Below are 23,754 nucleotides of genomic sequence, written 5' to 3' on the forward strand. Positions count from 1 at the left end.
ACGGCGCTGATATCAATCCTGCGAGTGCCCACACAGATTGTCTGATAAATTGTTAAAGAGCGTTGCGGTAAGCACCCGGAGGCGTTACTGCGAGGTGGCGTATAATACGCTTTCCCTTTTCAGAGTCAACCACTTTTCAGAAGTTTTTCTCCGGCGGTTCAGCGTGCTGAACCTCTCAACCCGGCGGCCGGTAAGCCGTTGTTCCGTGTCGATGGAGGCGCATTATAGGGATCCCGTTTCAGAGCACAAGGGTTTTTTCGATCTTTCCGTTTGGTTGCTGGATTTTCACTCTTTCCGCTGAGATCTCAGACGATCCGCACAAAAATGCTGCATAGTCGGGAAGAATTATTGATCCCGGAAGCCTCGTCGCACTACCCTTCAGGGATCCTGTTCAGACGAGAGGTAGCTATGTCAGGGAAACTACGGCCTTATAAAGAGTACAGTCCACAGACTGGTCTGCGCGTTATGGTGGATCCTTCAAGCGTAGTGGTGGGCGAAGTTGAATTGCAGGATGACGTCAGTATCTGGCCGCTGGTCGCTATCCGGGGTGATGTAAACAGAGTAGTGATTGGCAAACGCAGCAATATTCAGGATGGAAGCGTGCTGCATGTTACCCATAAGTCTGCTTATAACCCTGAAGGCTATCCGCTAATCATTGGGGAAGATGTCACCGTGGGCCATAAAGCTATGCTGCATGGTTGCACGATCGGCCATCGTGTTTTAGTGGGAATGGGATCAATTTTGCTTGATGGCGTGGTGGTGGAAGATGATGTGATGATAGGCGCTGGCAGCTTAGTGCCGCCGGGAAAACGCCTGGTTAGCGGCTATCTCTATCTTGGTAGCCCTGTCAGGCAGGCGCGTCCGCTGAGTGAGGATGAGATTGCGGGGCTTCTTTATTCTTCTGCCAACTATGTTCGCTGGAAAGATGACTATCTGGCGCAGGAGAGTCAGATCCAGCCCTGAGCGTTTTCAACTCCCTCTGTTGGAGGGAATTGAACGTCTGATTACCCCTGAAGTTCCGCCTTCATGACGGCAATAACGGGGGTGATGTCGGGCAGCTTACCGTGCCAGAGAAAGAATGAGTGCGCGGCCTGCCCCACCAGCATTCCCAATCCATCAGCCATTTTCTGCGCGCCATGCTGCTCACACCAGCTCAGGAAAGGCGTGGCTGTTGCCTGGTAAAACATGTCGTAGCAGCGGACAGAAGGTGAGATCAATGAAGCGGGGATCGCCGGAACCTCTCCACCTATCCCGCTGGAAGTCGCATTAACGATCAGATCGAACTGTTCACCGGCAAGCCGATCCATTGCCTTAGCTTTAACGCCACCCGCATGCTGAAAAACATCGGCCAGCAGCTCAGCTTTGCCAAGCGTGCGGTTGGTGAGGGTCAGGGAGCAGCCGAAGGAGAGTAAAGGCAGGATGACCCCCCGGGCTGCCCCGCCAGCCCCTATCAACAAAATTCTGTCGCCCGGTTTAATAAGATCCAGGCGTTCTAAATCTGTCAGCAGCCCGATGCCGTCGGTGTTGTCGCCCAGCAGCCGCCCGTCCTCAAGTTTCTTAACCGTATTCACCGCGCCGGCCATGGAGGCTCTTTCAGTGAGTTCATCAGCCAGTGCGTAAGCTTCTTCTTTAAAAGGTAAAGTCACGTTCGCACCCTTTCCCTGCTGAGCAAGGAACTCAGTTAAAGAAGCGGCAAATCCTTCTGTTGGCGCACAGATGCGTCCATAGGGATGAGGGATCCCCGTCTGCTCCGCAAAAAGTTGATGAATTCTGGGAGATTTGCTGTGGGCTATCGGATTACCAAACACGGCGAAAGTGTGCATCTTTTTTCCTTTATCCCTGACGAATCAGTTCGCCGGTGACAACATCGCGAATTTCTGACGGGTTCTGGCGTCCACCGGTCATTCCCGTGAGAACAGGAAACTGTGGGCCAAACTGTTGATGAACTTCCTCAGCCGTACGGCAAGGCTCCAGTCCCGTGAGGTTAGCACTGGTTGAAACCAGCGGTTTTCCAAACTCCCTGCACAGACTTTGCACGTCAGAATGATTGCTCACACGCACAGCAAGTGAATCAAAGCGGCCGGTCAGCCAGCGAGGCGTATTTTCCCTCGCAGGTACCACCCAGGTCACCGGTCCAGGCCAGACCGCCAGCATTCTTTTTCTCTGCTCATCAGAAAGCGCGTCATCATCTATATAGGGAAGCAGTTGCGCATAATCAGCAGCGATCAAAATCAGCCCTTTTGCAACGGGTCGCTTCTTTAATGCCAGCAGCGTCGTCACGGCAGACTCGCTATCAGGATCGCAGCCCAGGCCAAAAACCGCTTCGGTAGGATAGGCAATAACGGCTCCCTGCTGGAGCTGTACCAAACAGGCGTCCAGTGTGCCGGAGAAAAACTCATTCTTCACTTCTGATTCCTGATGTCGCTGGCTTTCCACAGGCTTTACTGGCGCAATAACGCCTTAACCCGCGTGCCGTTTTTTTCTCTATTAAAAGAGGGAAATGACAAAACTCGCATTCACCCTCCACAGGGGTAAAGTTCACCGCAAACTGACAGTCCGGATAACGATCGCAAGCGTGGAAGGTTTTGCCATAGCGTGAGCGACGCTGTACCAGTTTCCCCTGTTGACACTGAGGGCAGGAGAGCGTCGTCAGATCGGGCTTATCAATTACCTCTGTGTGTTCACACTCCGGATAACGGCTACAGCCGATAAACATGCCAAAACGCCCCTGGCGTAAAACCAGTTCTGACTGACATTCCGGGCATAACTGCCCCTCAAGAACTTTGACAATGTGTCCATCAGCCTGATTTTTCAATGGGCGAATGTAATCACACTCGGGGTAGTGCGAACAACCGAGAAAAGCGCCGTGTTTGCCGGAGCGAATAACCAATTCTGCCCCACACTGGGGGCAAGGTTCATTTTTTCGCACAGCGAAAAGCGCTGTTTTATTCATAACATTTCTTACACGAAGAGGATCTTCAGTGCACAATTCCTTCATTGACGTCGAAAAGAAGTTCTTCCATCTGTTGATAGGCGTTTTCACATCCGGGGATATTAAACAGCACCATCAGCACCACCCATTTGAGATCTTCCAGATCAAACTCGAGAGTATCCAGGGCCATAATACGTTCGATAACCATTTCGCGGGTTTCCAGATTCAGCACCTGAATTTGCTCCAGGAACAGAATAAAGCCCCGACAGTTGGCATCTAAACGCTGGCTCTCTTCCTCGGTGTAGATACGCATAGACAGCGGATCGGTAGCAAGCAGAATCGGTGCAACAAGCCCGTCCTGATAATCTGCAAGCTTTTCCAACCAGTTCAACGCATTATAAATATCTTCACGATGAAAACCGGCATCGGTTAGATCATCAGTCAATTTATCCTGGTCAACGCGCATTTCAGCTTCGTTGTGGATATACGTTTCAAATAAGTACATTAGTACGTCGAACATGGCTTGCCCTCCTCAATCGGACATAGCCGCCGGGTACAGCTGCGATCCACCCTGCTAACTCCAACTCAAGCAGCTTAGCTACGATGGCTGGCACAGGTTGGCCGGCACGTTCAGCGACGACGTCAACAGGTGTAACCTCATCTCCTACGTTAGCCAACACCTCAGCAAATGGCAATGGCGTATTGCCCTCCTCAGGTGAATATATTATTGAATTTTGAGCTACAGGTAACCATTTGAGGTCGCTTCTCAATTGCTCAAGGATAGAATCAGGATGCTCGGTCAATAACGCCCCCTGCTGAATAAGCCAGTGTGGCCCTGCACTCCCCGGATTCCCTAAGGCACCAGGCAGGGCATAAACATCGCGGTTTTGCTCCAGAGCCAGCTTTGCTGTCACCAGAGAACCGCTGTTCATTGCCGCTTCTATCACCAATACGCCCAGGCTCAGGCCGCTAATAATTCTGTTGCGGCGCGGGAAATTTTGCGGCTGCGGCGTCATGGAAAGAGGATATTCAGAAATGAGCGCTCCCCCCGCCTCGACAATCTCTTTCGCCAGCCCTTTATGCTGGTGCGGATAAAGGTGACATAAGCCGCTGCCTAATACTGCCAACGTTTTTCCACCAGCTTCCAGTGCCGCACGATGGGCAATGCCATCAATGCCTAGTGCCAGGCCACTGGAGATGGTAAGGCCGCTCAGGGCTAAAACCTGTGAAAAGTAGGTTCCCCAGTTTCTGCCATAAACGGAGCATTTACGGCTGCCTACAACGGCAATTTGCGGCGTTTTTAAAATTTCAGGGTTGCCGGCAATAAACAGCATGGGGGGAAAGGAAGAGATCTCCCGCAGTCGTTTCGGATAGTCCGCGCTGTCGCAGGTCAGAAGATGATGGTCGGGGTGATCCAGCCATCGCAGCGTTTTCTCAAGCGTAACGGGATTGTAGTTAAGAAACGCCGCGCTTTGTTCCTCACTGAATCCTGCCTCAGCCAGCTCATGCTTACCTGCCATACCCAGGCGAATTAGCGAGGCTGCCACTTGGATACGCTGCGTCAAACTTATTCCCGAAACGCCAGAAAGGCGTAACCAAATCTCCGTTGGCCCCATTTCACCGTCCCTGCTGAATCTGCCCGGCTAACATAGCGGGAATGCTGTCAATCATCGCCCGAAATGTCTACAATAAGAGGGATAAATATCTAATCCCTTGAACACAGATCTGGAAAGTTATGTCAGTTTTGCAGGTATTACATTTTCCTGACGAGCGCCTGCGCATCGTTGCGAAACCCGTTAAAGAAGTAGATGCAACCATTCAGCGCATCGTTGATGATATGTTCGAAACGATGTATGCCGAAGAAGGCATCGGACTGGCGGCCACGCAGGTGGATATTCACCAGCGCATTATCGTGATTGATGTATCTGAAAATCGCGAAGAGCGCCTGGTGTTGATTAATCCGGAAATGCTGGAAAAAAGTGGTGAGGCGGGCATTGAAGAAGGCTGCCTTTCTATCCCTGAACAGCGCGCCCTGGTTCCCCGTGCCGAAAAAGTGAAAATTCGCGCCCTCGATCGGGACGGTAACAGTTTCGAGCTGGAGGCCGATGGTCTGCTCGCTATCTGTATTCAACATGAAATGGATCATCTGGTCGGTAAACTGTTTATTGATTACCTGTCGCCAATGAAGCGTCAGCGTATTCGCCAGAAACTGGAAAAGCTTTATCGTCAGAACGCCCGTGATTAACACGAGCCTGAATAAGGGAAGAGCGTGTCCGAAGCCTTGAATATAATCTTTGCCGGTACTCCAGACTTTGCAGCGCGTCATCTTGACGCGCTTTTGTCTTCTGGCCATAACGTGGTTGGCGTCTTTACTCAGCCGGACCGTCCTGCGGGCCGCGGGAATAAAGTTACGGCCAGCCCGGTAAAAGTGCTGGCCGAACAGCACAACCTGCCGGTATTTCAGCCCAAATCTTTGCGCCCTGAAGAAAACCAGCAGCTGGTTGCCGCCCTGAACGCCGATGTGATGGTGGTGGTCGCTTACGGCCTTATCCTTCCAGCCCCTGTGTTAGCGATGCCCCGGCTGGGATGTATTAACGTGCACGGTTCTCTGCTGCCCAGGTGGCGCGGGGCCGCCCCCATTCAGCGTGCATTATGGGCTGGTGATGACGAAACCGGCGTGACCATTATGCAAATGGATGTCGGGCTTGATACCGGTGATATGCTTTATAAGCTCGCCTGCGCTATCGAGCCAGACGATACCAGCGCAACGCTTTATAACAAGCTGGCTGTGCTGGGGCCACAGGGGATGCTTGCCACCCTGTCTGCGCTGGCTGAAGGCCGCGCTCAGCCAGAGGTTCAGGATGAAACCCAGGTCAGCTATGCAGAGAAGTTGAGCAAAGAAGAAGCCCGCCTTGACTGGCAGCTTTCCGCTGCGCAGTTAGAGCGATGCATCCGGGCATTTAATCCGTGGCCCGTGAGCTATTTCACCGTTGACGATAACTCTGTAAAAGTCTGGAAAGCTACTGTTCTCCCCCATGTTAATAAACAGCCGGGCGAAATCGTTCAGGCTGATAAAAAGGGTATTCAGATTGCGACCGGTGATGGCGTTTTGAATATGGAAGAGTTGCAGCCTGCCGGTAAAAAACCGATGAAAGCTCAGGACCTGCTGAATTCCCGTCGGGAATGGTTCACGCCAGGCAATATCCTTGCCTGATGCTTCGCCCGGCACGCTGCCGGGCAGATTTTGATTTGCGATCCCTATGAAAAAAAATACCAACTTGCGCAGCGTTGCTGCCCAGACTATTGAGAAAGTGGTCGAGCAGGGTCATTCCCTGAGTACTGTGCTGCCCATTGCGCAAAAAACCCTTGCAGATAAAGATGCAGCGCTGTTGCAGGAGCTTTGCTATGGGGTATTACGTACCCTTCCGCAACTGGAGTGGATCATCGGTCAACTGATGGAACGCCCGATGACCGGCAAGCAGCGCACCATTCACTTTTTAGTTATGGTGGGACTTTATCAGCTGATTTATACCCGTATTCCCGCACATGCGGCTCTGGCCGAAACGGTGGAAGGGGCAATTTCCCTGAAGCGGCAGCAATTTAAAGGGCTGATAAACGGCGTGCTGCGCCAGTTCCAGCGTAAGCAGGAAGAGTTAACGCAGCAGATGAATATGGGCGATCAACAGTACCTGCATCCTAAATGGCTGCTGGAAAGGATCAGGCGTGCCTGGCCGGAACAGTGGGAAGCCATTGTTGCCGCGAATAATCAAAGACCTCCAATGTGGCTTCGTGTTAACCGTCAGCATCACACGCGTGATGCATGGCTTAGCCTGTTGCAGGATTCCGGAAAAATGGCAGAACCCGACCCGGTTCATGCTGATGCCTTAAGGCTTGAAGTCCCCTGCCCGGTGTCACAACTTCCCGGTTTTGATCAGGGCTGGGTTACTGTGCAGGATGCTTCAGCTCAGGGGTGCGTCGCTTTATTAGATCCTCAGAACGGAGAAGAGATACTCGATCTCTGCGCTGCCCCCGGCGGGAAAACCACGCATATCCTGGAAGCTGCTCCCCAGGCAAAAGTGCTGGCGGTGGATATTGATGCGCAGCGCCTGACACGGATCGTTGAGAATCTCCAGCGACTGAATATGACCGCTGAAGTGAAAGTGGGAGATGGCTGCTTCCCGGAGAGCTGGTGTGGCGACCGTCAGTTTGACCGTATTCTGCTGGATGCGCCCTGTTCAGCCACTGGCGTCATTCGCCGTCATCCGGATATCAAATGGTTGCGGCGCGATCGTGACATAGCCGAGCTGGCCGCCCTCCAGCAAAAAATCCTGGAAGCGATCTGGCCTCATTTGAAATCAGGCGGTACGCTGCTTTATGCAACGTGCTCCATTTTGCCAGAAGAAAACCATTTGCAGGTTGCGGGCTTTCTTCAGCGTCATGAAGATGCCATTCTGGCTGAAACAGGTGAGCCTGAGCAGCCAGGGCTACAGGTGTTCCCGGCTATCGAAGGCGGTGACGGTTTCTTCTACGCTAAAATTTTAAAGCGATAATTGCCGCGGCCGGAAGAAACTTTCCGGCCACCCTGACTTCCCATGAAGCAGACTGAAGCACAATGAAAATAATCATTCTTGGCGCCGGTCAGGTCGGTGGCACGCTTGCCGAAAACCTGGTTGGTGAAAACAACGATATCACCGTGGTAGATACTGATTCGATCCGATTGCGTCAGCTTCAGGATAAATTCGACCTTCGTGTAGTCCAGGGGCACGGTTCGCACCCCAGGGTACTGCGGGAAGCGGGTGCCGAAGATGCTGATATGCTGGTTGCGGTGACCAATTCGGACGAAACCAATATGGTGGCCTGTCAGGTTGCCTATTCCCTTTTTAATACACCTAACCGTATAGCCCGTATTCGTGCGCCAGACTACATCCGCGACGCAGAGAAACTGTTTGTTCCTGAAGCGATCCCCATCGATCACCTGATCTCTCCGGAACAGCTGGTTATTGATAATATTTACCGTCTGATTGAGTATCCGGGCGCGCTGCAAGTGGTGCCCTTTGCTGAAGGAAAAGTCAGTCTGGCGGTAGTTAAAGCCTATTATGGCGGCCCGTTAGTGGGTAATGCTCTCGCCGTAATGCGGGAACACATGCCGCATATTGATACCCGCGTGGCCGCCATTTTCCGTCAGGATCGCCCTATCCGGCCTCAGGGTTCCACCATCGTGGAGGCGGGGGATGAGGTCTTCTTTATTGCGGCCAGCCAGCATATCCGCGCGGTAATGAGCGAATATCAACGTCTCGAAAGGCCCTATAAACGCATTATGATTGTCGGCGGTGGCAACATCGGGTCTGGCCTTGCGCAGCGGCTGGAAAAACACTACAGCGTTAAGTTGATTGAGCGCGATCAGCAACGTGCCGCCGAACTGGCAGAATTACTGCAAAATACCATCGTGTTTTATGGTGACGCTTCGGATCAGGAATTACTGGAAGAAGAGCATATCGATCAAATCGATCTGTTTATCGCCATCACCAATGATGATGAGGCCAATATCATGTCGGCCATGCTGGCCAAACGCATGGGGGCTAAAAAAGTCATGGTGCTTATTCAGCGCAAGGCTTATGTCGATCTCGTTCAGGGTAGCGTTATTGATATTGCCATCTCGCCACAACAGGCGACAATTTCTGCTCTGCTGGGACATGTTCGTAAAGCGGATATCGTGAGCGTTTCTTCGCTTCGCCGCGGCGTGGCTGAAGCTATTGAGGCCATTGCGCACGGTGATGAGACTACCTCACGCGTGGTGGGCCGGTTAATCGATGACATCAAGCTGCCGCCCGGAACGCTTATTGGTGCCGTTGTGCGCGGTGATGACGTGATGATAGCCAATGACAATCTGCGCATTGAGCAAGGCGATCATGTGGTGATGTTCCTGACCGATAAAAAATTTGTTCCGGACGTTGAGCGCCTTTTCCAGCCAAGCCCCTTCTTCCTCTGATCCAGTATGCCAGCAGGAGAGCTGGCTGCTTTTACTGATTATTCATTATTACAGTGATGATAATGGAAAAAGCCCGAGCGTTTGTTAGACTTAAGGATTGGCACAGGAAAGGAGATAACAATGAGTTTATTCAAAGAGTTTCGCGATTTTGCGATGCGCGGCAACGTTGTCGACCTGGCGGTCGGTGTCATTATTGGTGCTGCATTCGGTAAAATCGTTTCTGCTCTGGTGGCGAATATTATTATGCCACCGCTGGGGTTACTGATTGGTGGGGTTGATTTCAAGTCATTCGCCTGGGTATTAAAGCCAGCCGTTGGCGATACCCCGGCCGTTGTCATGCAGTATGGTATTTTTATCCAGACGGTTTTTGATTTCATCATCGTAGCGTTCGCCATCTTTATGGCGGTGAAGCTGATGAACAAACTGCACAAAAAGAAAGAAGTGGAAAAACCAGCGCCGAAGCCAAGTGTAGAAGAGACTCTGCTTACGGAAATCCGCGACTTGTTGAAAGAGCAAAAAACCGGGAATTAATTGCCCGGAGAGAGCTGAAATCAGTAGAGGTTTACAGACCTTCTGCCCTCGGGCGGGAGGTTTTTTTTATGCTACAACGTTGTCTTTGTTAACCGCTCCTCTCTCAGTAAATAGCGTGCCGTCTCTTCATCAGTAATTAATCCATTTATCCATCTTCCCTTTAGTACGGCTTCAATCGCCTGATGTTTAGCAGGCCCTCCCGCAAAGGCCAGCGTTGGCCTGGTCGGCCCTGATGGCAGGGCGATACTGGTTAAACGCTGCTGTAACTCACTTTCTATCTGCACACCCTCTGCATCAATGATATGGCCTACTACCTCTGCCACCGCGCCTTTTTTCAGCAACCTCTCCAGCTCTTGCGGCAGAATAAACCCCTGATGCAGGAGTGGGCAGTTTGCTGCAATATCGCCAATCCCCAGAAAGGTCACATCCGCCATGCGGGCTTTTTCAGAGACCAGTTTATAAATCCTGTTATGGCACCACAGCGCACGATCGTGTGCGTCATCAGCATACATTGGGGCTGGCACAATAAAATATTTCCCGGCTGTTTTTTCCGCCATACACAGCGGCACATCATATCTTGTAGTTGTTCCCTCTGCCGTCATCACCCCAAGCAGGGAAACACAATGGTGCTGTGAACCGGCAAGCTCAGGCATTTTTTCAATCGCCATGCGCAGCGTCCGGCCTGAACCCAGCGCAACCGTCATTCCCTGCCTGGCAGAAAGCAGCCTGGCCATAACGATTGCCGCAGCAGAGGTAATCATCCTCTGGCACGATGCAGATGCCAGCCCTTTCGAAGGCACCACCTGACAAAAGTATAAATGGTGCTTCAAAGCCAGCGCAGAGGCTAATCTCTGGCATTCTGACACCTGGTGCACAATATCGAAAGAGATCAGATTCTCTGCCAGAGCAGCGGCAATCAGACGCTGTACAACCTGTCGTGAGATGCCAAGAGCATCCGCTATCTGATGCTGCGTGTTGCCAGTGATGTAATACATCCACGCAGCCCGGGCCGCATAATGGGTTTTATCCCTGTTCTTCATCTTCTGCTCCAGCCTGCCCTCATCGGTTTATTCACCGGTTCAGGGGCGAATCACCTCACGCTACCGCAAATCAAGAAACTTTTTTAACGTTTAACACACAAATTAATCACATTTGTGAGCTAATGCTCTTTTAAGGGGCAATTATTCATTTAGGCTGCATGGACTTGCAAAAGCCCTTTTGATGGGCAAAAGACCATTTAGGGAGAGAGTTATGGCGGTGCCTCAGACTTTTCAATGGCTACATATCGGGGCCGGTTCCTTTCATCGTGCTCATCAGGCTTGCTACCTGCATCGTCTGCAACAGCAGCAGAGCGGCAGTGAGGTTGAGTGGAATATTGCCCTGGGCAACATCAGGGATGATGCGGAAACGCTGCTGGCTACCCTGGCCCGGCAAAAAGGGGAGTATGTACTCGAAACCGTTTCCCCCGCAGGAGAACGGGAGTATGAAAAAATAACCGTTATCAAAAAAATTGTTCCCTGGGACAACAAACTGACAGCCCTGGTGGCTGAAGGTGCTGCGCCCGAAACCAAAGTCATCTCCTTTACCGTAACCGAGGGGGGTTACTATCTTGATTCGCACAGAGTGCTGGATAAAAGTAACGACGATATTCAGCAGGATCTCAATGGGGAAGCTCGTACCATCTACGGTGCTATAGCGCATATCCTGCATAGCAGAATGGAGCAGCAAGCTGGCCCGGTTACCCTGCTGTGCTGTGACAACGTGCGGCATAACGGCCAGCATTTTCATGATGGCCTGGTGCAGTTTCTCACCCTGCGTCAGCAAGATGTTTTACTGAAATGGCTGGCAGAAGCGGTGACAACCCCCAATACCATGGTCGACCGTATTACTCCACGCCCGTCGCCGGAAATTGCCGCCAGGGTAAAATCAGCGCTGGGCATTAATGATGCAGCGCCTGTTATGGCAGAGTCTTTTATCCAGTGGGTGATAGAAGATAAATTCGCGACCGATCGCCCTGCCCTGGAAAAAGTAGACGTCGCGTTGGTAAGCAACGTAGATGACTATGAAGAAGCTAAAACGCGCATTCTTAATGCCAGCCACAGCGCCATTGCCTGGGCAGGAACCTTGCAGGGGCTGACTTTTATTGATGAAAGCACCAACGTAGAAACGCTATATCAACTGGCCTGGGATTATGTCACTGAAGATGTTATTCCCTGTCTGATCCCTTCCCCGCTTGAGCTGGAAAGCTACCGGGATGTGGTTCTGGAGCGGTTCAGTAATCCCTATATTAAAGACACTAACCAGCGTGTCGCCGCTGATGGCCTTTCCAAAATCCCTGGTTTTATTACTCCCACGTTAATCACCCGCTATGAACAGGGTGCTGTACCCCGCGCGTGCGCAAAACTCCCTGCGCTCTTTTTCCTGTTTATGCGCCGCTGGCACCAGGGTTCGCTCCCCTACCGCTATGAGGATGGCATTCTCGACGCCGATCGCATTAACGGTTGGTATCAGAGTGAAGATCCCGTCAAAACTTTTGCCAGCGATCGGGCACTTTTCTCCACCCTTGCCGGGAAAGCGGATTTCATTGAGCTGATGCGTGAAGCTATTGAAAACGTTGAAAAAGAAGTGCTGGCTCCAAAGCATCAATAAGAAGATGACATTCTGCCCTGACCCGACAACCCAAGAGGATTAAAAATGAAAAAGCTTTTAGTGTGCATGCTGTTGGCTGGCGCGGCCACCTCATTATCCGCAAGCGCGGCCGAGCAACTTAAAATCGGTTTTGCCAACCGCACCCTTAACGGCGCCTTCTTCAATGGATTAACTGAATACATGAAAATCCATGCGAAAGAGAAAGGTTACGATCTGGTGACTACTGATGCGCGTGGTGACCTGAATAAACAGATAGCAGATGTTGAGGATATGCTTTCTCAGGGGATTAACTATCTGGTGCTTAATCCACAAGATCCCGAAGCGGGTCAGCGCATTGTGAAAATGGCAGAAAGGGCCAAAGTACCGGTGGTGATCATTGACAGTGATATTTCTTTAAATGCCAAAGTCATTACCCGCGTACAGGCTAATAATGCCGAAAACAACAGGCAGTTAGGGGCCTTTGCAGTGAGCCAGTTTGGTGATAAGCCGATGAACTGCGTCCTGATCAGTGGGAATGCCGGTAACCTGGTGGGTCAGGCCCGTAGCGATAACTTCCTGAAAGGCGTGACGGAAGCGCAGGAGAAAAAATATGGCCATAAGCAGCTAACCGTTCTGAGCCAGGGTTGGGGTAACTGGGACCAGCAAGGGGGGCTGAAAGCCATGGAAGATATCATCGTTGCCCAGGGCAATAAAATTAACTGCGTCTACAGCGAGATGGATGATATGGCTCTGGGTGCCATCCGCGCATTGAAAGCGGCCAATAAACTGGATCAGGTGAAAGTCTATGCTCACGATGGGTATAAAAAAGGGCTGGAAGCCGTAGAGAAAGGCGAATTACAGGCTACCGCATCGAACAATCCGGATCTGCTTACCCGCGATACGTTAAATATCATTGAGCAATATCAGGGCGGCAAAAAAGAGTTTCCTCCTTATAGCTATATCCCGACGATTGTCATTACCAAAGATAACGTGGCTAAGTATTACAAAGCCGATGCGATTTTCTGACGTCCTGTTCCCCCTCTTCTGAGGGGGACAGGTATGAGGGCAAAACGTGAACCAGTATGCAATTGATGTTCAACAGGTAAAAAAGAGCTTTGGCGGAGTCCATGCTCTTAAAGCCATTAATTTGCAGGTGCGTACCGGCACTATACACGCCATCATCGGAGAAAATGGCGCAGGTAAATCAACCCTGATGAAAATATTGTCCGGCATTTATATCAAGGACAGCGGGAAAATATTTATTCATGGTGAAGAGAAAAACTTCACAACACCCGCACACAGTAAAGAGAGCCGGATTGGGATTATTTATCAGGAGCTGGCGCTCTCACCCGATTTGTCGGTTGCAGAAAATATCTTTCTGGACGATCTGGGCGGTGGGAAAGGGATTGTTCGCTGGAAAAAACTCAATCAGCGCGCTGCGCACATTCTTAGTGAGTTGGGCTTTGCTATCGATCCACGCAGGCGAACCGGTGATTTAAGCGTTGCTTATCAACAAATGGTAGAGATTGCGAAGTCATTGGCGAAAGATGTGAATATTTTAATCCTTGATGAGCCTTCAGCGGTGCTTTCAGGCAAAGAGGTGGCGATCCTTTTTGAGCAGCTACGTAAGCTTAAATCACGCGGTGTGACCATTATCTATATCTCTCATCGTCTGGAAGAGTTAATGGCTATCGCAGATGAAATTACGGTGATTAAAGATGGTGAAACCGTAGTGACGTTAGATCCTGCTACCTGTAGCGAAGAAGATATTATCACCAATATGGTGGGAAGAAAGCTGGAAAGCCTTTATCCGGAAAAAGGATGGCCCGGAGAGAAAGTAATATTAGAGGTGAAAGATCTTTCCACACGATCGTTGTTAAAAAACGTCAATCTGACCCTACGTAAAGGTGAGGTAGTGGGCCTGGCTGGCCTGATTGGTTCAGGACGAACAGAGATTGCACGCTGTCTGTTTGGCATCGATAAGATGTCCACAGGTACGATATTAAAAGAAGGCAAAGTAATCGAGACAGGATCGCCCGCGCAGGCTATGAGCCATGGGATTGGGCTGGTTCCAGAAAGCCGTAAAGAACAGGGCGCCATTCTGGTTCGTCCAATTCGGGAAAACATGACGCTGACCAACCTCAGTATGATCAGCCGGATGTGGGGATTTATTCATCGTGTGCGGGAACAGGAGGTCAGTCAGTCCCTGCGTAAAAAACTCAATATCAAATTAGGATCGGTGGACGACACTATCGCCAGTCTTAGCGGTGGCAATCAACAAAAGGTGGTCATTGCTAAATGGTTAAACACTGACTGCAATATTCTTATTCTTGATGAACCTACTCGTGGTGTAGATGTGGGTGCAAAAGTTGAAATTTATAACATTATTCATCAACTGGCAGAACGTGGTTATTCCATCCTTGTTATCTCATCGGAACTGGTCGAGGTTATTAATTTGAGTCATCGCGTCTATGTAATGAGTGAGGGCCAGGTGACTAAAGAACTGACGGGCGATGAGATATCAGAACAAAATATTATGCGCTATGCGATCCCTAAAAGCAGCGTAGCCTGAGGAATTATCAGATGATGCAATCAATCACCAAAGAAAAAGAGAATGTCGGGTTCGACGCTAAAAAACGCCTTGGTCGTTTTTTATTAGATAACTCTACTGTGCTGGTCTTTATCTGTATGCTTATTGTGGCTGCTTTTCTCTCCGACCGTTTTTACAGCGCAGATAATATTACCAACGTTTTGCGCCAGAGTGTTCCTCTGGGGCTGGCTGCACTGGGTTTACTGTTTGTCATTCTGACGGGTGGCATTGACCTGTCTATCGGCTCAATCATGGCGTTTGTCTCCGTGGTGGTTGGCCTGATGATACCCGACATAGGTTTGTGGCCAGCAATAGTAGCAGGCGTAGGAATGGTAACCTTAATGGGCACCTTCTCAGGAATGCTGGTGACCTGGTTTAATATCGCCCCTTTTATTGCCACATTGGCGATGATGACGATCGCCCGTGGTCTGGCCCTGATAATTTCTAATGGTCAGCCGGTCTTTATCGATAATGATGCTTTTGTTAATTTCGGCACCGGATACCTGTTCGGTATACCTCTTCCGGTATATATACTGCTGGGCTTCGCAATTCTTTGTCAGTTAGTCTATAAAAACTCAGTTTTTGGCCGTCTGGTTATTTCCATCGGTTCAAATGAGATGGCGACACGCTTTGCCGGTATACGCGTCAATATTTATAAACTAGCCGTTTATGCTATCAGCGCGTTTGGCTGCGGGATTGCAGGCATTATTTCGGCCACGCGCACCGGCGTTGGCTCACCGGTTCTCTCCATAGGTTTTGAGCTGGATGTTATCGCTGCGGTGGTGGTAGGAGGAGCAAGTCTTGCCGGCGGACGCGGTAATGTGGTCAATACGCTTATCGGGGTGTTTATCCTGAGTATGATCTCTAACCTGATGAACCTGATGAATATTTCCGGTTATAACCAACAGGTGGTGAAGGGGGTAATTATTATTATTGCCGTGATGGTTGAAAGCATTAAATCGCGCGCTCGTGCCTGACCCGCGCCCTGTGAAATGACAGAAGGCCAGTGGTAAAGCTCTCTTTACCACTGGCCTCCCAGTTACCCTTCTTAGCATGTTTCGCTTTACGCCGGAAGCTGCCTTTACCCTTATGATTTGTTTCTATACGCACTTTAAAGAGCGGATCGTGCAGTAATGCTTCAATCGCGTTATCACGGATAACGCCCTTTTTATGTTGATAACCAGCCATGATTTTTTCCTTTAGTGAATGTTGGCAAAATAGAGATCCCGTTGCTGCAAAAATCAACCGGCTGAAGCCACTTCCCCCTTCTCCAGAGCTTCGAGAATAGAGCAGCAGACGCTGCTGTGTGCGGTTCCGCAACAGGCATCGTTCAATCTTTTCAGCGACCGCTGCATATTCTGCAATTCTGCGATCCTTCCCTCCACTTCACTCAGTCGGGACTGAACAATCGTTTTAGACTGCTGGCAAGTGTGATGTTCAGGATCTACACGGATGGAAAGGAGTTCTCTGATGGCTTCCAGACTAAAACCAAGCTGTCTGCCATAGCGAATAAATTTCAGCCGCTGAAGATCGTTATCGCTGTAAAGCCGAAAGCCACCTTCCGTACGAATTTCATGATCCATCATTTGCTGCTTTTCGTAATAACGAATGGTGTCAGGGGTAACCTCTGCCAGCTTAGCCAGCTGTCCGATTTTGAACATTATTCATCTCCACTGAAGCGGTGATTAACCTGGTTTGCGTAGTCACCACGCAAGAATGTAGTACTCATACCAGCCTGCTGAAGCTTAACTTCAAGCAGTAAAAGACGCTTAACGTGCTGCTCGTAACGATGATCCTGCGGATCGATGCCCGCCAGGAGTTGATCGAGTTCAACAGCCTCCCGACGCATTTCAAGTTCCGGAGGAAGGTAGCCTGAGTTTTTCATCAAACGGTACGCTGCGCGAAGCACCTGCGGCACATGGCTGTCATCGTCAAGCTGCAATTTTTTACCGCTACCGGAGAGATTATCCAGGTCGCCGTTTTTTTGTGCTTCAGCAATGTGTTGCTCTACTAAGCGATCGATTAGCCACATAATGACCTCACTGCCATGACTGAGAGTAAACAGAATAGCGCGGGAAAAAGGAGAGAGGAATTTCAGACATAAAAAAACCGGGCAAGCCCGGTTTTTTCCTTAGTGCAACAGATTACTTACTCTGCTACAGCTTCTGCTTGAGCTTCTGGACGATCAACCAGCTCGATGTAAGCCATCGGAGCGTTGTCACCAGCGCGGAAGCCACACTTCAAAATGCGAGTGTAACCACCTGCACGGCTCGCGAAACGCGGGCCCAGCTCGTTAAACAGTTTTGCCACGATCTCGTTATCACGAGTGCGGGCGAATGCCAGACGACGATTAGCTACGCTGTCGGTCTTGGCAAGAGTAATCAGCGGCTCAACTACACGACGCAGCTCTTTCGCTTTTGGCAGGGTCGTCTTGATAATCTCGTGACGAACCAAAGAGCCAGCCATGTTGCGGAACATAGCCTGGCGATGGCTGCTGTTGCGGTTCAGTTGACGACCACTCTTACGATGGCGCATGACCTTATCCTTCTCAGTGAAACCTTAACCTGTGATCGGTTTATTCATCAGCGATGCTAGCGGGTGGCCAGTTTTCCAGGCGCATGCCCAGTGACAGACCACGAGAAGCCAGCACATCTTTAATCTCGGTAAGAGATTTTTTGCCGAGGTTAGGCGTTTTAAGCAGCTCAACCTCGGTACGCTGTACCAGATCACCGATGTAGTGGATAGCTTCTGCCTTAAGGCAGTTAGCAGAGCGGACAGTCAATTCCAGATCGTCAACAGGGCGCAGCAAGATCGGATCGAATTCTGGTTTCTCTTCTTTCACTTCCGGCTGACGTACATCACGTAAGTCAACGAAAGCTTCAAGTTGTTCTGCCAGGATGGTAGCCGCACGGCGGATCGCTTCTTCAGGATCTATAGTGCCGTTGGTTTCCATTTCGATGACCAGCTTGTCCAGGTCGGTACGCTGTTCTACACGCGCTGCTTCAACATTGTAGGCAATACGCTCTACAGGGCTATAGCAGGCGTCGACCAACAGACGACCGATCGGGCGCTCATCTTCTTCCGAATGAATTCGGGCAGAAGCCGGCACATAACCACGACCACGCTGAATTTTGATACGCATGCTGATAGCGGCGTTCTCATCAGTCAGGTGGCAGATCACGTGCTGCGGCTTGACGATTTCGACATCACCATCATGGGTGATATCGGCTGCAGTCACAGGGCCAATGCCAGATTTACTCAAGGTAAGGATAACTTCATCTTTCCCCTGAACTCTTACCGCCAGCCCTTTCAGGTTGAGCAGGATTTCCAGGATATCTTCCTGTACGCCCTCTTTGGTGCTGTACTCATGTAGTACACCATCAATTTCAACCTCGGTCACCGCGCAACCCGGCATTGATGAAAGCAGAATACGGCGCAGTGCGTTACCAAGAGTATGGCCAAAGCCACGCTCTAAAGGCTCAAGGGTCACCTTGGCGTGCGTCGAACTCACTTGCTCGATATCTACCAGGCGCGGTTTTAGAAACTCTGTCACAGAACCCTGCATTGTGTCCTCTCTTTGGTACTAAGCTTTACTTGGAGTAAAGCTCGACGATCAGGTGTTCGTTAATGTCCGCAGACAGATCGGTACGTTCAGGAATACGTTTGAACACACCTTCCATCTTAGTCGCATCAACTTCCAGCCAGGTTGGCTTTTCACGCTGTTCAGCCAGCTCCAGAGCGGCTTTCACGCGAGACTGCTTTTTGGCTTTCTCACGGATGCTAACAACGTCATTCGGAGTTACCTGATAAGAAGCGATGCTGACAACGCGACCATTTACCATGATAGATTTGTGGCTAACCAGCTGACGTGCTTCTGCACGAGTGGCGCCAAAGCCCATACGGTAAACAACGTTATCCAGACGACCTTCCAGCAGAGCTAACAGGTTTTCACCCGTGTTGCCTTTCAGACGTGCTGCTTCTTTATAATAGTTACGGAACTGACGCTCCAGCACGCCGTACATACGACGAACTTTCTGCTTTTCACGTAACTGTACGCCATAATCAGACAGACGCGGTTTACGCGCACCGTGCTGACCAGGAGCTTGTTCAATCTTACACTTGGTATCAATCGCGCGAACGCCTGACTTCAAAAAGAGGTCGGTACCTTCGCGACGGCTCAGCTTGAGCTTAGGACCCAAATATCTTGCCATTTTCTTTCTCCAACATTCCTAAAAAACGGGCGTTATACGCGACGTTTTTTCGGCGGACGACAACCGTTGTGAGGGATCGGAGTCACATCAGTAATATTCGTGATGCGGAAACCAGCAGCGTTCAGAGCACGAATCGTTGATTCGCGGCCTGGACCAGGACCCTTAACCATAACTTCCAGGTTCTTAATACCGTACTCTTTCACGGCGTCGGCACAGCGCTCGGCAGCAACCTGAGCTGCAAACGGAGTGGACTTACGAGAACCACGGAAACCGGAACCACCGGCTGTTGCCCAACCCAACGCATTACCCTGACGATCGGTAATAGTCACGATGGTGTTGTTAAAAGACGCATGGACATGAGCCACGCCATCAGAGACTTGCTTTCTTACACGCTTACGTGCACGAACTGGTGCCTTTGCCATTATTCAATCACCCCGATTATTTCTTGATCGGTTTACGCGGACCCTTGCGGGTACGTGCGTTGGTCTTGGTACGCTGACCGCGCACTGGAAGACCACGACGATGACGTAAACCACGATAGCAGCCAAGGTCCATAAGACGCTTGATGCTCAGGGTGACTTCACGACGCAGATCGCCTTCAACAACAAATTTTGCAACTGCATCACGCAGAATGTCGATTTGTTCTTCAGACAGCTCACTGATCTTAACATTTTCAGCGATTCCCGTATTTGCACAGATAGCCTGTGAACGGGTTTTGCCGATACCGAAGATTGCAGTTAATGCAATGACAGTATGTTTATGATCAGGAATGTTAATGCCTGCTATACGGGCCACTATGCACTCCTATTAAATTACTTATGCGTCCCATGCCGAAAAGCCCGTTTTCAGGATACTCAAATGGAAACGCACAGACATACAAAAGATTGGCTGGCTAATCTAGCCAGCTCAACCCGACTTTGCAAGAAAAATATTAGCCCTGACGCTGTTTATGCTTAGGCTCGGCGCTGCAAATCACACGTACGACACCATCACGACGGACGATTTTGCAGTTACGACATAATTTCTTGACGGAAGCACGAACTTTCATTTTTACTCTCCGTAACTTCTTAAGCGCCTGATTATCGGCCGTAGCCTTTCAGGTTTGCTTTCTTCAATGCAGACTCGTACTGACTGGACATCATCAGAGTTTGCACTTGAGCCATAAAGTCCATGATGACAACCACCACAATCAGCAGTGATGTACCACCGAAATAGAATGGGACTTTCATCGCATCACGCATGAACTCCGGGATCAGGCAGATGAAAGTAATGTAGAGCGCACCAACCAGAGTCAGGCGAGTCATTACTTTATCGATGTATCTAGCCGTCTGTTCTCCCGGACGAATTCCTGGTACAAATGCACCGGACTTCTTCAGGTTATCTGCTGTTTCACGCGGGTTAAATACCAGCGCAGTGTAGAAGAAACAGAAGAAGATGATTGCAGTCGCATAGAGTAACACATAAAGCGGTTGTCCGGGCTGCAAATACATCGAAATAGTCGTCAGCCAGTTCCAACCGGTACCGCCCCCGAACCAGGAAGCAATGGTTGCCGGGAACAGAATAATGCTGGAAGCAAAGATTGCTGGTATAACGCCAGCCATGTTCACTTTCAACGGTAAATGTGTGCTCTGTGCAGCATAGACACGACGGCCTTGCTGACGTTTCGCATAGTTCACCACAATGCGGCGTTGACCACGCTCAACGTAAACAACGAAGAAGGTCACTGCAAATACGAGAACTGCAACCAACAGCAACAGGAGGAAGTGCAGGTCGCCTTGCCTTGCTTGCTCGATAGTATGGCCAACGGCCGGCGGCAAACCCGCAACAATACCAGCGAAGATAATGATTGAGATGCCGTTACCGATACCTCGTTCAGTAATCTGTTCACCCAGCCACATCAGGAACATTGTTCCTGTGACCAGGCTGACAACAGCAGTAAAGTAGAAAGCAAAGCCTGGGTTTAACACCAGGCCCTGCATTCCAGGCATATTCGGCAGACCGGTAGCAATACCGATAGACTGAAATATACCCAATACTAACGTACCGTAACGGGTGTACTGGCTAATCTTACGACGGCCAGCCTCCCCTTCTTTCTTGATCTCTGCCAACGCCGGATGAACCACCGTTAACAGCTGGATAATAATAGAGGCCGAAATATACGGCATAATACCCAGAGCAAAAATAGAAGCACGGCTGAGAGCACCACCAGAGAACATGTTAAACATTTCAATGATGGTGCCACGCTGTTGCTCAAGCAGTTTGGCAAGTACAGTGGCATCAATACCAGGGATCGGAATAAAAGAACCAATACGGAAAACAATTAGCGCACCAATCACAAACAGAAGTCTGCGTTTTAGTTCGCCAAAACCGCCTTTGGCACTTTGAAAATCTAATCCTGGTTGCTTAGCCATCTGCTACTTATTCCTCAATTTTACCGCCAGCAGCTTCGATTGCAGCACGAGCGCCTTTAGTGACACGCAGACCGCGAACCGTTACCGGTGCAGAGACTTCGCCAGACAGGATAACTTTAGCGAATTCAATCTGAATACCGATAATGTTAGCTGCTTTCAGCGTGTTCAGGTCGACGATACCGCCTTCAACTTTCGCCAGGTCAGACAGACGCACTTCTGCGGTTACTGCTGCTTTGCGAGAGGTGAAACCGAATTTCGGCAGACGACGGTACAGAGGCATCTGACCACCTTCGAACCCGCGACGTACGCCACCGCCAGAACGAGAGTTCTGACCTTTGTGACCACGACCACCGGTCTTACCGAGGCCAGAACCAATACCACGACCTAAACGTTTAGGAGCGTGCTTAGACCCTTCGGCCGGAGACAGAGTATTTAAACGCATCTGTTACTCCTCCACTTTAACCATGTAGGAAATCGCGTTAACCATACCGCGTACAGCTGGCGTGTCTTCACGCTCTACGGTGTGGTTAATACGACGCAGACCCAGGCCAAGCAGCGTTGCCTTGTGTTTTGGCAAACGGCCGATCGAACTGCGGGTTTGAGTAATCTTAATAGTCTTCGCCATGGTCATTACCCCAGAATGTCTTCAACGGATTTGCCACGCTTGGCAGCGACCATTTCTGGGGAATTCATGTTGGCCAGGCCATCCAGCGTTGCACGAACCACGTTAATCGGGTTAGTGGAACCGTAGGCTTTAGCCAGAACGTTATGAACCCCAGCGACTTCCAGTACGGCGCGCATTGCACCGCCGGCGATGATACCGGTACCTTCAGAAGCCGGCTGCATGAACACGCGAGACCCAGTGTGCACGCCTTTAACAGGGTGCTGCAGGGTGCCGTTGTTCAGCGCGACGTTAATCATATTGCGACGAGCTTTTTCCATCGCTTTCTGGATCGCTGCTGGAACTTCACGCGCTTTTCCGTAACCAAAACCGATACGACCGTTACCGTCGCCAACCACTGTCAAAGCAGTGAAGGAGAAGATACGACCGCCTTTAACGGTTTTAGATACGCGATTTACCGCGATCAGCTTTTCCTGCAGTTCGCCAGCTTGTTTTTCGATGTGTGCCATCTTACACCTCTACCTTAGAACTGTAGGCCAGCTTCACGGGCAGCATCTGCCAGTGCCTGGACACGACCATGATATTGGAAACCAGAGCGGTCGAAAGAAACATTTGTAATGCCTTTTTCGATTGCGCGCTCAGCGACTGCTTTACCAACAGCTGCGGCGGCGTCTTTGTTTCCTGTGTACTTCAGTTGCTCACCGATTGCTTTTTCTACTGTAGAAGCAGCAACCAGGATTTCAGAACCGTTTGGAGCAATTACCTGTGCGTAAATATGACGCGGGGTACGATGTACCACCAGGCGAGTTGCACCCAGCTCTTTGAGCTTGCGGCGTGCGCGGGTCGCACGACGGATACGAGCAGATTTCTTATCCATAGTGTTACCTTACTTCTTCTTAGCCTCTTTGGTACGCACGACTTCGTCGGCGTAACGAACACCCTTGCCTTTATAAGGCTCAGGACGACGGTAGGCGCGCAGATCTGCTGCTACCTGACCAATCAGCTGTTTATCAGCGCCTTTCAGCACGATTTCAGTCTGAGTTGGACATTCAGCAGTGATTCCGGCAGGCAGCGCATGTTCAACAGGGTGAGAAAAGCCCAGGGCCAGACTCACAGCGTTGCCTTTAATGGCTGCACGATAACCTACACCAACCAGCTGCAACTTCTTAGAGAAGCCTTCGGTAACACCGATAACCATACTGTTCAACAATGCACGAGAAGTACCAGCCTGCGCCCAACCATCCGTGAAGCCTTCGCGCGGGGCGAAAGTCAGGGTGTTGTCAGCATGCTTCACTTCTACAGCAGCGTTAAGAGTACGAGTCAGCTCGCCGTTTTTACCTTTAATCGAAATAACCTGACCGTCGAGTTTTACCTCTACGCCGGCAGGAATCACGACAGGTGCTTTAGCAACACGAGACATAAATTCCTCCTTAAGCTACGTAGCAGATAATTTCGCCACCAAGACCAGCCTGGCGCGCTGCACGATCGGTCATAACACCTTTAGAGGTAGAAACAACAGCGATACCCAGTCCTGCCATAACTTTTGGCAGTTCGTCTTTGCGTTTGTAGATGCGCAGACCTGGACGACTAACACGCTGAATGCTTTCTACCACAGCCTTGCCCTGGAAATACTTAAGAGTCAGTTCCAGTTCTGGCTTGGTGTCGCCTTCGACTTTAAATTCTTCGATATATCCTTCTTCCTTCAGCAGCTTGGCAATAGCCAATTTCAGCTTGGAGGAAGGCATGGTCACCGCAACTTTGTTCGCGGCTTGACCGTTACGGATACGGGTCAGCATATCCGCGATCGGATCTTGCATGCTCATCTGTATTTACTCCCGTG

At 50.4% G+C, this 23,754-nt stretch carries 32 protein-coding genes; 10 read left to right on the forward strand and 22 right to left on the reverse strand.

Annotated elements, in window-relative coordinates; all coding sequences use genetic code 11:
- Nucleotides 1–408: 408 nt before the first annotated feature.
- On the forward strand, nt 409–963 hold the full coding sequence (locus AAH450_RS14400) for a gamma carbonic anhydrase family protein (RefSeq protein WP_342910840.1): 555 nt from the start codon (nt 409–411) through the stop codon (nt 961–963).
- 41 nt (nt 964–1,004) lie between these two features.
- Here the strand turns inward: AAH450_RS14400 and aroE are convergent, their stop codons facing one another.
- The 5 genes from aroE to dprA are packed head-to-tail and all read right to left on the reverse strand — an operon-like array spanning nt 1,005 to nt 4,548.
- Entirely contained in the window at nt 1,005–1,823 is an 819-nt protein-coding gene (gene aroE / locus AAH450_RS14405) for a shikimate dehydrogenase (RefSeq protein ID WP_342910841.1), read from the reverse strand.
- Nucleotides 1,824–1,833: 10 nt separating this feature from the next.
- Nucleotides 1,834–2,406 (reverse strand): L-threonylcarbamoyladenylate synthase type 1 TsaC, encoded by a 573-nt coding sequence (tsaC, locus tag AAH450_RS14410; protein WP_342910842.1) that lies wholly within the window; start codon nt 2,404–2,406, stop codon nt 1,834–1,836.
- The gene (locus AAH450_RS14415) at nt 2,396–2,953 is read right to left on the reverse strand and encodes a DNA topoisomerase family protein (RefSeq protein WP_342910843.1); all 558 of its coding nucleotides are present in this window, start codon (nt 2,951–2,953) and stop codon (nt 2,396–2,398) included. The genes tsaC and AAH450_RS14415 overlap by 11 nt, the downstream gene beginning before the upstream one ends.
- A 25-nt stretch (nt 2,954–2,978) precedes the next feature.
- Nucleotides 2,979–3,452, reverse strand: coding sequence for a DUF494 family protein Smg (gene smg, locus AAH450_RS14420; protein ID WP_158782194.1), 474 nt, complete (start codon nt 3,450–3,452; stop codon nt 2,979–2,981).
- Nucleotides 3,424–4,548: a DNA-protecting protein DprA gene (gene dprA / locus AAH450_RS14425; protein ID WP_342910844.1), complete on the reverse strand. Its 1,125-nt coding sequence runs from the start codon at nt 4,546–4,548 to the stop codon at nt 3,424–3,426. The genes smg and dprA overlap by 29 nt, the downstream gene beginning before the upstream one ends.
- A gap of 119 nt (nt 4,549–4,667) precedes the next feature.
- Here dprA and def point away from each other — a divergent pair, with 119 nt between their 5' ends.
- The 5 genes from def (at nt 4,668) to mscL (ending at nt 9,452) form a co-directional block, all read left to right on the forward strand.
- A complete protein-coding gene (def, locus tag AAH450_RS14430) occupies nt 4,668–5,177 on the forward strand; it encodes a peptide deformylase (protein ID WP_342910845.1) in 510 nt (169 codons plus the stop codon).
- Between the two features lie 24 nt (nt 5,178–5,201).
- The gene (fmt, locus tag AAH450_RS14435; RefSeq protein ID WP_342910846.1) at nt 5,202–6,146 is read left to right on the forward strand and encodes a methionyl-tRNA formyltransferase; all 945 of its coding nucleotides are present in this window, start codon (nt 5,202–5,204) and stop codon (nt 6,144–6,146) included.
- A gap of 46 nt (nt 6,147–6,192) precedes the next feature.
- Nucleotides 6,193–7,482, forward strand: a complete 1,290-nt coding sequence (rsmB, locus tag AAH450_RS14440) for a 16S rRNA (cytosine(967)-C(5))-methyltransferase RsmB (RefSeq protein ID WP_342910847.1) — start codon at nt 6,193–6,195, stop codon at nt 7,480–7,482.
- 62 nt (nt 7,483–7,544) lie between these two features.
- Entirely contained in the window at nt 7,545–8,921 is a 1,377-nt protein-coding gene (gene trkA / locus AAH450_RS14445; RefSeq protein ID WP_318792285.1) for a Trk system potassium transporter TrkA, read from the forward strand.
- 120 nt (nt 8,922–9,041) lie between these two features.
- Nucleotides 9,042–9,452 (forward strand): large-conductance mechanosensitive channel protein MscL, encoded by a 411-nt coding sequence (gene mscL / locus AAH450_RS14450; RefSeq protein ID WP_342910848.1) that lies wholly within the window; start codon nt 9,042–9,044, stop codon nt 9,450–9,452.
- A gap of 71 nt (nt 9,453–9,523) precedes the next feature.
- Here the strand turns inward: mscL and AAH450_RS14455 are convergent, their stop codons facing one another.
- On the reverse strand, nt 9,524–10,492 hold the full coding sequence (locus AAH450_RS14455; RefSeq protein ID WP_342910849.1) for a sugar-binding transcriptional regulator: 969 nt from the start codon (nt 10,490–10,492) through the stop codon (nt 9,524–9,526).
- A gap of 211 nt (nt 10,493–10,703) precedes the next feature.
- Between AAH450_RS14455 and dalD the strand changes: the two genes are divergently transcribed.
- The 4 genes from dalD to AAH450_RS14475 are packed head-to-tail and all read left to right on the forward strand — an operon-like array spanning nt 10,704 to nt 15,647.
- The gene (gene dalD / locus AAH450_RS14460; RefSeq protein ID WP_342910850.1) at nt 10,704–12,101 is read left to right on the forward strand and encodes a D-arabinitol 4-dehydrogenase; all 1,398 of its coding nucleotides are present in this window, start codon (nt 10,704–10,706) and stop codon (nt 12,099–12,101) included.
- 45 nt (nt 12,102–12,146) lie between these two features.
- Entirely contained in the window at nt 12,147–13,106 is a 960-nt protein-coding gene (locus AAH450_RS14465; RefSeq protein WP_342910851.1) for a substrate-binding domain-containing protein, read from the forward strand.
- Nucleotides 13,107–13,152: 46 nt separating this feature from the next.
- Nucleotides 13,153–14,652: a sugar ABC transporter ATP-binding protein gene (locus AAH450_RS14470; RefSeq protein ID WP_342910852.1), complete on the forward strand. Its 1,500-nt coding sequence runs from the start codon at nt 13,153–13,155 to the stop codon at nt 14,650–14,652.
- Nucleotides 14,653–14,666: 14 nt separating this feature from the next.
- Complete coding sequence (locus tag AAH450_RS14475) at nt 14,667–15,647, forward strand: ABC transporter permease (RefSeq protein ID WP_342911247.1); 981 nt, start codon at nt 14,667–14,669, stop codon at nt 15,645–15,647.
- Here AAH450_RS14475 and AAH450_RS14480 read toward each other — a convergent pair.
- From AAH450_RS14480 to rpsH, 16 genes are all read right to left on the reverse strand, one after another.
- On the reverse strand, nt 15,625–15,858 hold the full coding sequence (locus AAH450_RS14480) for an alternative ribosome-rescue factor A (protein WP_342910853.1): 234 nt from the start codon (nt 15,856–15,858) through the stop codon (nt 15,625–15,627). The two genes, AAH450_RS14475 and AAH450_RS14480, sit on opposite strands and share 23 nt — an antisense overlap.
- A 53-nt stretch (nt 15,859–15,911) precedes the next feature.
- Nucleotides 15,912–16,331, reverse strand: a complete 420-nt coding sequence (gene zntR / locus AAH450_RS14485; RefSeq protein ID WP_342910854.1) for a Zn(2+)-responsive transcriptional regulator — start codon at nt 16,329–16,331, stop codon at nt 15,912–15,914.
- The gene (locus AAH450_RS14490; RefSeq protein ID WP_342910855.1) at nt 16,331–16,702 is read right to left on the reverse strand and encodes a DnaJ family domain-containing protein; all 372 of its coding nucleotides are present in this window, start codon (nt 16,700–16,702) and stop codon (nt 16,331–16,333) included. The genes zntR and AAH450_RS14490 overlap by 1 nt, the downstream gene beginning before the upstream one ends.
- 116 nt (nt 16,703–16,818) lie before the next feature.
- Nucleotides 16,819–17,205 carry a 50S ribosomal protein L17 gene (gene rplQ / locus AAH450_RS14495; protein ID WP_004160560.1) on the reverse strand — a complete coding sequence of 129 codons (387 nt, stop codon included), beginning with the start codon at nt 17,203–17,205 and terminating at the stop codon, nt 16,819–16,821.
- A 40-nt stretch (nt 17,206–17,245) separates the two neighbouring features.
- Nucleotides 17,246–18,235: a DNA-directed RNA polymerase subunit alpha gene (locus AAH450_RS14500; RefSeq protein WP_342910856.1), complete on the reverse strand. Its 990-nt coding sequence runs from the start codon at nt 18,233–18,235 to the stop codon at nt 17,246–17,248.
- A 25-nt stretch (nt 18,236–18,260) separates the two neighbouring features.
- Nucleotides 18,261–18,881 carry a 30S ribosomal protein S4 gene (gene rpsD, locus AAH450_RS14505; RefSeq protein ID WP_024966594.1) on the reverse strand — a complete coding sequence of 207 codons (621 nt, stop codon included), beginning with the start codon at nt 18,879–18,881 and terminating at the stop codon, nt 18,261–18,263.
- 32 nt (nt 18,882–18,913) lie between these two features.
- Complete coding sequence (gene rpsK, locus AAH450_RS14510; RefSeq protein WP_034899652.1) at nt 18,914–19,303, reverse strand: 30S ribosomal protein S11; 390 nt, start codon at nt 19,301–19,303, stop codon at nt 18,914–18,916.
- A 16-nt stretch (nt 19,304–19,319) separates the two neighbouring features.
- A complete protein-coding gene (gene rpsM, locus AAH450_RS14515) occupies nt 19,320–19,676 on the reverse strand; it encodes a 30S ribosomal protein S13 (protein WP_306210031.1) in 357 nt (118 codons plus the stop codon).
- A 136-nt stretch (nt 19,677–19,812) separates the two neighbouring features.
- Nucleotides 19,813–19,929, reverse strand: coding sequence for a 50S ribosomal protein L36 (gene rpmJ / locus AAH450_RS14520; RefSeq protein ID WP_020322760.1), 117 nt, complete (start codon nt 19,927–19,929; stop codon nt 19,813–19,815).
- 31 nt (nt 19,930–19,960) lie between these two features.
- A complete protein-coding gene (secY, locus tag AAH450_RS14525; RefSeq protein WP_318792277.1) occupies nt 19,961–21,292 on the reverse strand; it encodes a preprotein translocase subunit SecY in 1,332 nt (443 codons plus the stop codon).
- A 7-nt stretch (nt 21,293–21,299) separates the two neighbouring features.
- Nucleotides 21,300–21,734 carry a 50S ribosomal protein L15 gene (gene rplO / locus AAH450_RS14530; protein WP_128178044.1) on the reverse strand — a complete coding sequence of 145 codons (435 nt, stop codon included), beginning with the start codon at nt 21,732–21,734 and terminating at the stop codon, nt 21,300–21,302.
- A gap of 3 nt (nt 21,735–21,737) precedes the next feature.
- Nucleotides 21,738–21,917: a 50S ribosomal protein L30 gene (rpmD, locus tag AAH450_RS14535; RefSeq protein ID WP_004160569.1), complete on the reverse strand. Its 180-nt coding sequence runs from the start codon at nt 21,915–21,917 to the stop codon at nt 21,738–21,740.
- A 5-nt stretch (nt 21,918–21,922) separates the two neighbouring features.
- Nucleotides 21,923–22,423: a 30S ribosomal protein S5 gene (rpsE, locus tag AAH450_RS14540; RefSeq protein WP_004160571.1), complete on the reverse strand. Its 501-nt coding sequence runs from the start codon at nt 22,421–22,423 to the stop codon at nt 21,923–21,925.
- A 14-nt stretch (nt 22,424–22,437) separates the two neighbouring features.
- Nucleotides 22,438–22,791, reverse strand: coding sequence for a 50S ribosomal protein L18 (gene rplR, locus AAH450_RS14545; protein ID WP_306210023.1), 354 nt, complete (start codon nt 22,789–22,791; stop codon nt 22,438–22,440).
- 9 nt (nt 22,792–22,800) lie between these two features.
- Nucleotides 22,801–23,334: a 50S ribosomal protein L6 gene (gene rplF, locus AAH450_RS14550; RefSeq protein ID WP_306210021.1), complete on the reverse strand. Its 534-nt coding sequence runs from the start codon at nt 23,332–23,334 to the stop codon at nt 22,801–22,803.
- Between the two features lie 10 nt (nt 23,335–23,344).
- Nucleotides 23,345–23,737 (reverse strand): 30S ribosomal protein S8, encoded by a 393-nt coding sequence (gene rpsH, locus AAH450_RS14555; RefSeq protein ID WP_342910857.1) that lies wholly within the window; start codon nt 23,735–23,737, stop codon nt 23,345–23,347.
- Nucleotides 23,738–23,754: the final 17 nt, after the last annotated feature.

Source organism: Erwinia magellanica (assembly GCF_039023495.1).
Classification (GTDB): domain Bacteria; phylum Pseudomonadota; class Gammaproteobacteria; order Enterobacterales; family Enterobacteriaceae; genus Erwinia.

Bases quoted from the DNA above. Each gene is read 5' to 3' on its own strand.
- AAH450_RS14400 (WP_342910840.1), top strand. From the start codon at position 409: ATGTCAGGGAAACTACGGCCTTATAAAGAGTACAGTCCACAGACTGGT.
- aroE (WP_342910841.1), bottom strand. From the start codon at position 1,823: ATGCACACTTTCGCCGTGTTTGGTAATCCGATAGCCCACAGCAAATCT.
- AAH450_RS14415 (WP_342910843.1), bottom strand. From the start codon at position 2,953: ATGAATAAAACAGCGCTTTTCGCTGTGCGAAAAAATGAACCTTGCCCC.
- smg (WP_158782194.1), bottom strand. From the start codon at position 3,452: ATGTTCGACGTACTAATGTACTTATTTGAAACGTATATCCACAACGAA.
- dprA (WP_342910844.1), bottom strand. From the start codon at position 4,548: ATGGGGCCAACGGAGATTTGGTTACGCCTTTCTGGCGTTTCGGGAATA.
- def (WP_342910845.1), top strand. From the start codon at position 4,668: ATGTCAGTTTTGCAGGTATTACATTTTCCTGACGAGCGCCTGCGCATC.
- rsmB (WP_342910847.1), top strand. From the start codon at position 6,193: ATGAAAAAAAATACCAACTTGCGCAGCGTTGCTGCCCAGACTATTGAG.
- trkA (WP_318792285.1), top strand. From the start codon at position 7,545: ATGAAAATAATCATTCTTGGCGCCGGTCAGGTCGGTGGCACGCTTGCC.
- mscL (WP_342910848.1), top strand. From the start codon at position 9,042: ATGAGTTTATTCAAAGAGTTTCGCGATTTTGCGATGCGCGGCAACGTT.
- AAH450_RS14455 (WP_342910849.1), bottom strand. From the start codon at position 10,492: ATGAAGAACAGGGATAAAACCCATTATGCGGCCCGGGCTGCGTGGATG.
- dalD (WP_342910850.1), top strand. From the start codon at position 10,704: ATGGCGGTGCCTCAGACTTTTCAATGGCTACATATCGGGGCCGGTTCC.
- AAH450_RS14465 (WP_342910851.1), top strand. From the start codon at position 12,147: ATGAAAAAGCTTTTAGTGTGCATGCTGTTGGCTGGCGCGGCCACCTCA.
- AAH450_RS14475 (WP_342911247.1), top strand. From the start codon at position 14,667: ATGCAATCAATCACCAAAGAAAAAGAGAATGTCGGGTTCGACGCTAAA.
- AAH450_RS14480 (WP_342910853.1), bottom strand. From the start codon at position 15,858: ATGGCTGGTTATCAACATAAAAAGGGCGTTATCCGTGATAACGCGATT.
- zntR (WP_342910854.1), bottom strand. From the start codon at position 16,331: ATGTTCAAAATCGGACAGCTGGCTAAGCTGGCAGAGGTTACCCCTGAC.
- AAH450_RS14490 (WP_342910855.1), bottom strand. From the start codon at position 16,702: ATGTGGCTAATCGATCGCTTAGTAGAGCAACACATTGCTGAAGCACAA.
- rplQ (WP_004160560.1), bottom strand. From the start codon at position 17,205: ATGCGCCATCGTAAGAGTGGTCGTCAACTGAACCGCAACAGCAGCCAT.
- AAH450_RS14500 (WP_342910856.1), bottom strand. From the start codon at position 18,235: ATGCAGGGTTCTGTGACAGAGTTTCTAAAACCGCGCCTGGTAGATATC.
- rpsD (WP_024966594.1), bottom strand. From the start codon at position 18,881: ATGGCAAGATATTTGGGTCCTAAGCTCAAGCTGAGCCGTCGCGAAGGT.
- rpsK (WP_034899652.1), bottom strand. From the start codon at position 19,303: ATGGCAAAGGCACCAGTTCGTGCACGTAAGCGTGTAAGAAAGCAAGTC.
- rpmJ (WP_020322760.1), bottom strand. From the start codon at position 19,929: ATGAAAGTTCGTGCTTCCGTCAAGAAATTATGTCGTAACTGCAAAATC.
- secY (WP_318792277.1), bottom strand. From the start codon at position 21,292: ATGGCTAAGCAACCAGGATTAGATTTTCAAAGTGCCAAAGGCGGTTTT.
- rplO (WP_128178044.1), bottom strand. From the start codon at position 21,734: ATGCGTTTAAATACTCTGTCTCCGGCCGAAGGGTCTAAGCACGCTCCT.
- rpmD (WP_004160569.1), bottom strand. From the start codon at position 21,917: ATGGCGAAGACTATTAAGATTACTCAAACCCGCAGTTCGATCGGCCGT.
- rpsE (WP_004160571.1), bottom strand. From the start codon at position 22,423: ATGGCACACATCGAAAAACAAGCTGGCGAACTGCAGGAAAAGCTGATC.
- rplR (WP_306210023.1), bottom strand. From the start codon at position 22,791: ATGGATAAGAAATCTGCTCGTATCCGTCGTGCGACCCGCGCACGCCGC.
- rplF (WP_306210021.1), bottom strand. From the start codon at position 23,334: ATGTCTCGTGTTGCTAAAGCACCTGTCGTGATTCCTGCCGGCGTAGAG.
- rpsH (WP_342910857.1), bottom strand. From the start codon at position 23,737: ATGAGCATGCAAGATCCGATCGCGGATATGCTGACCCGTATCCGTAAC.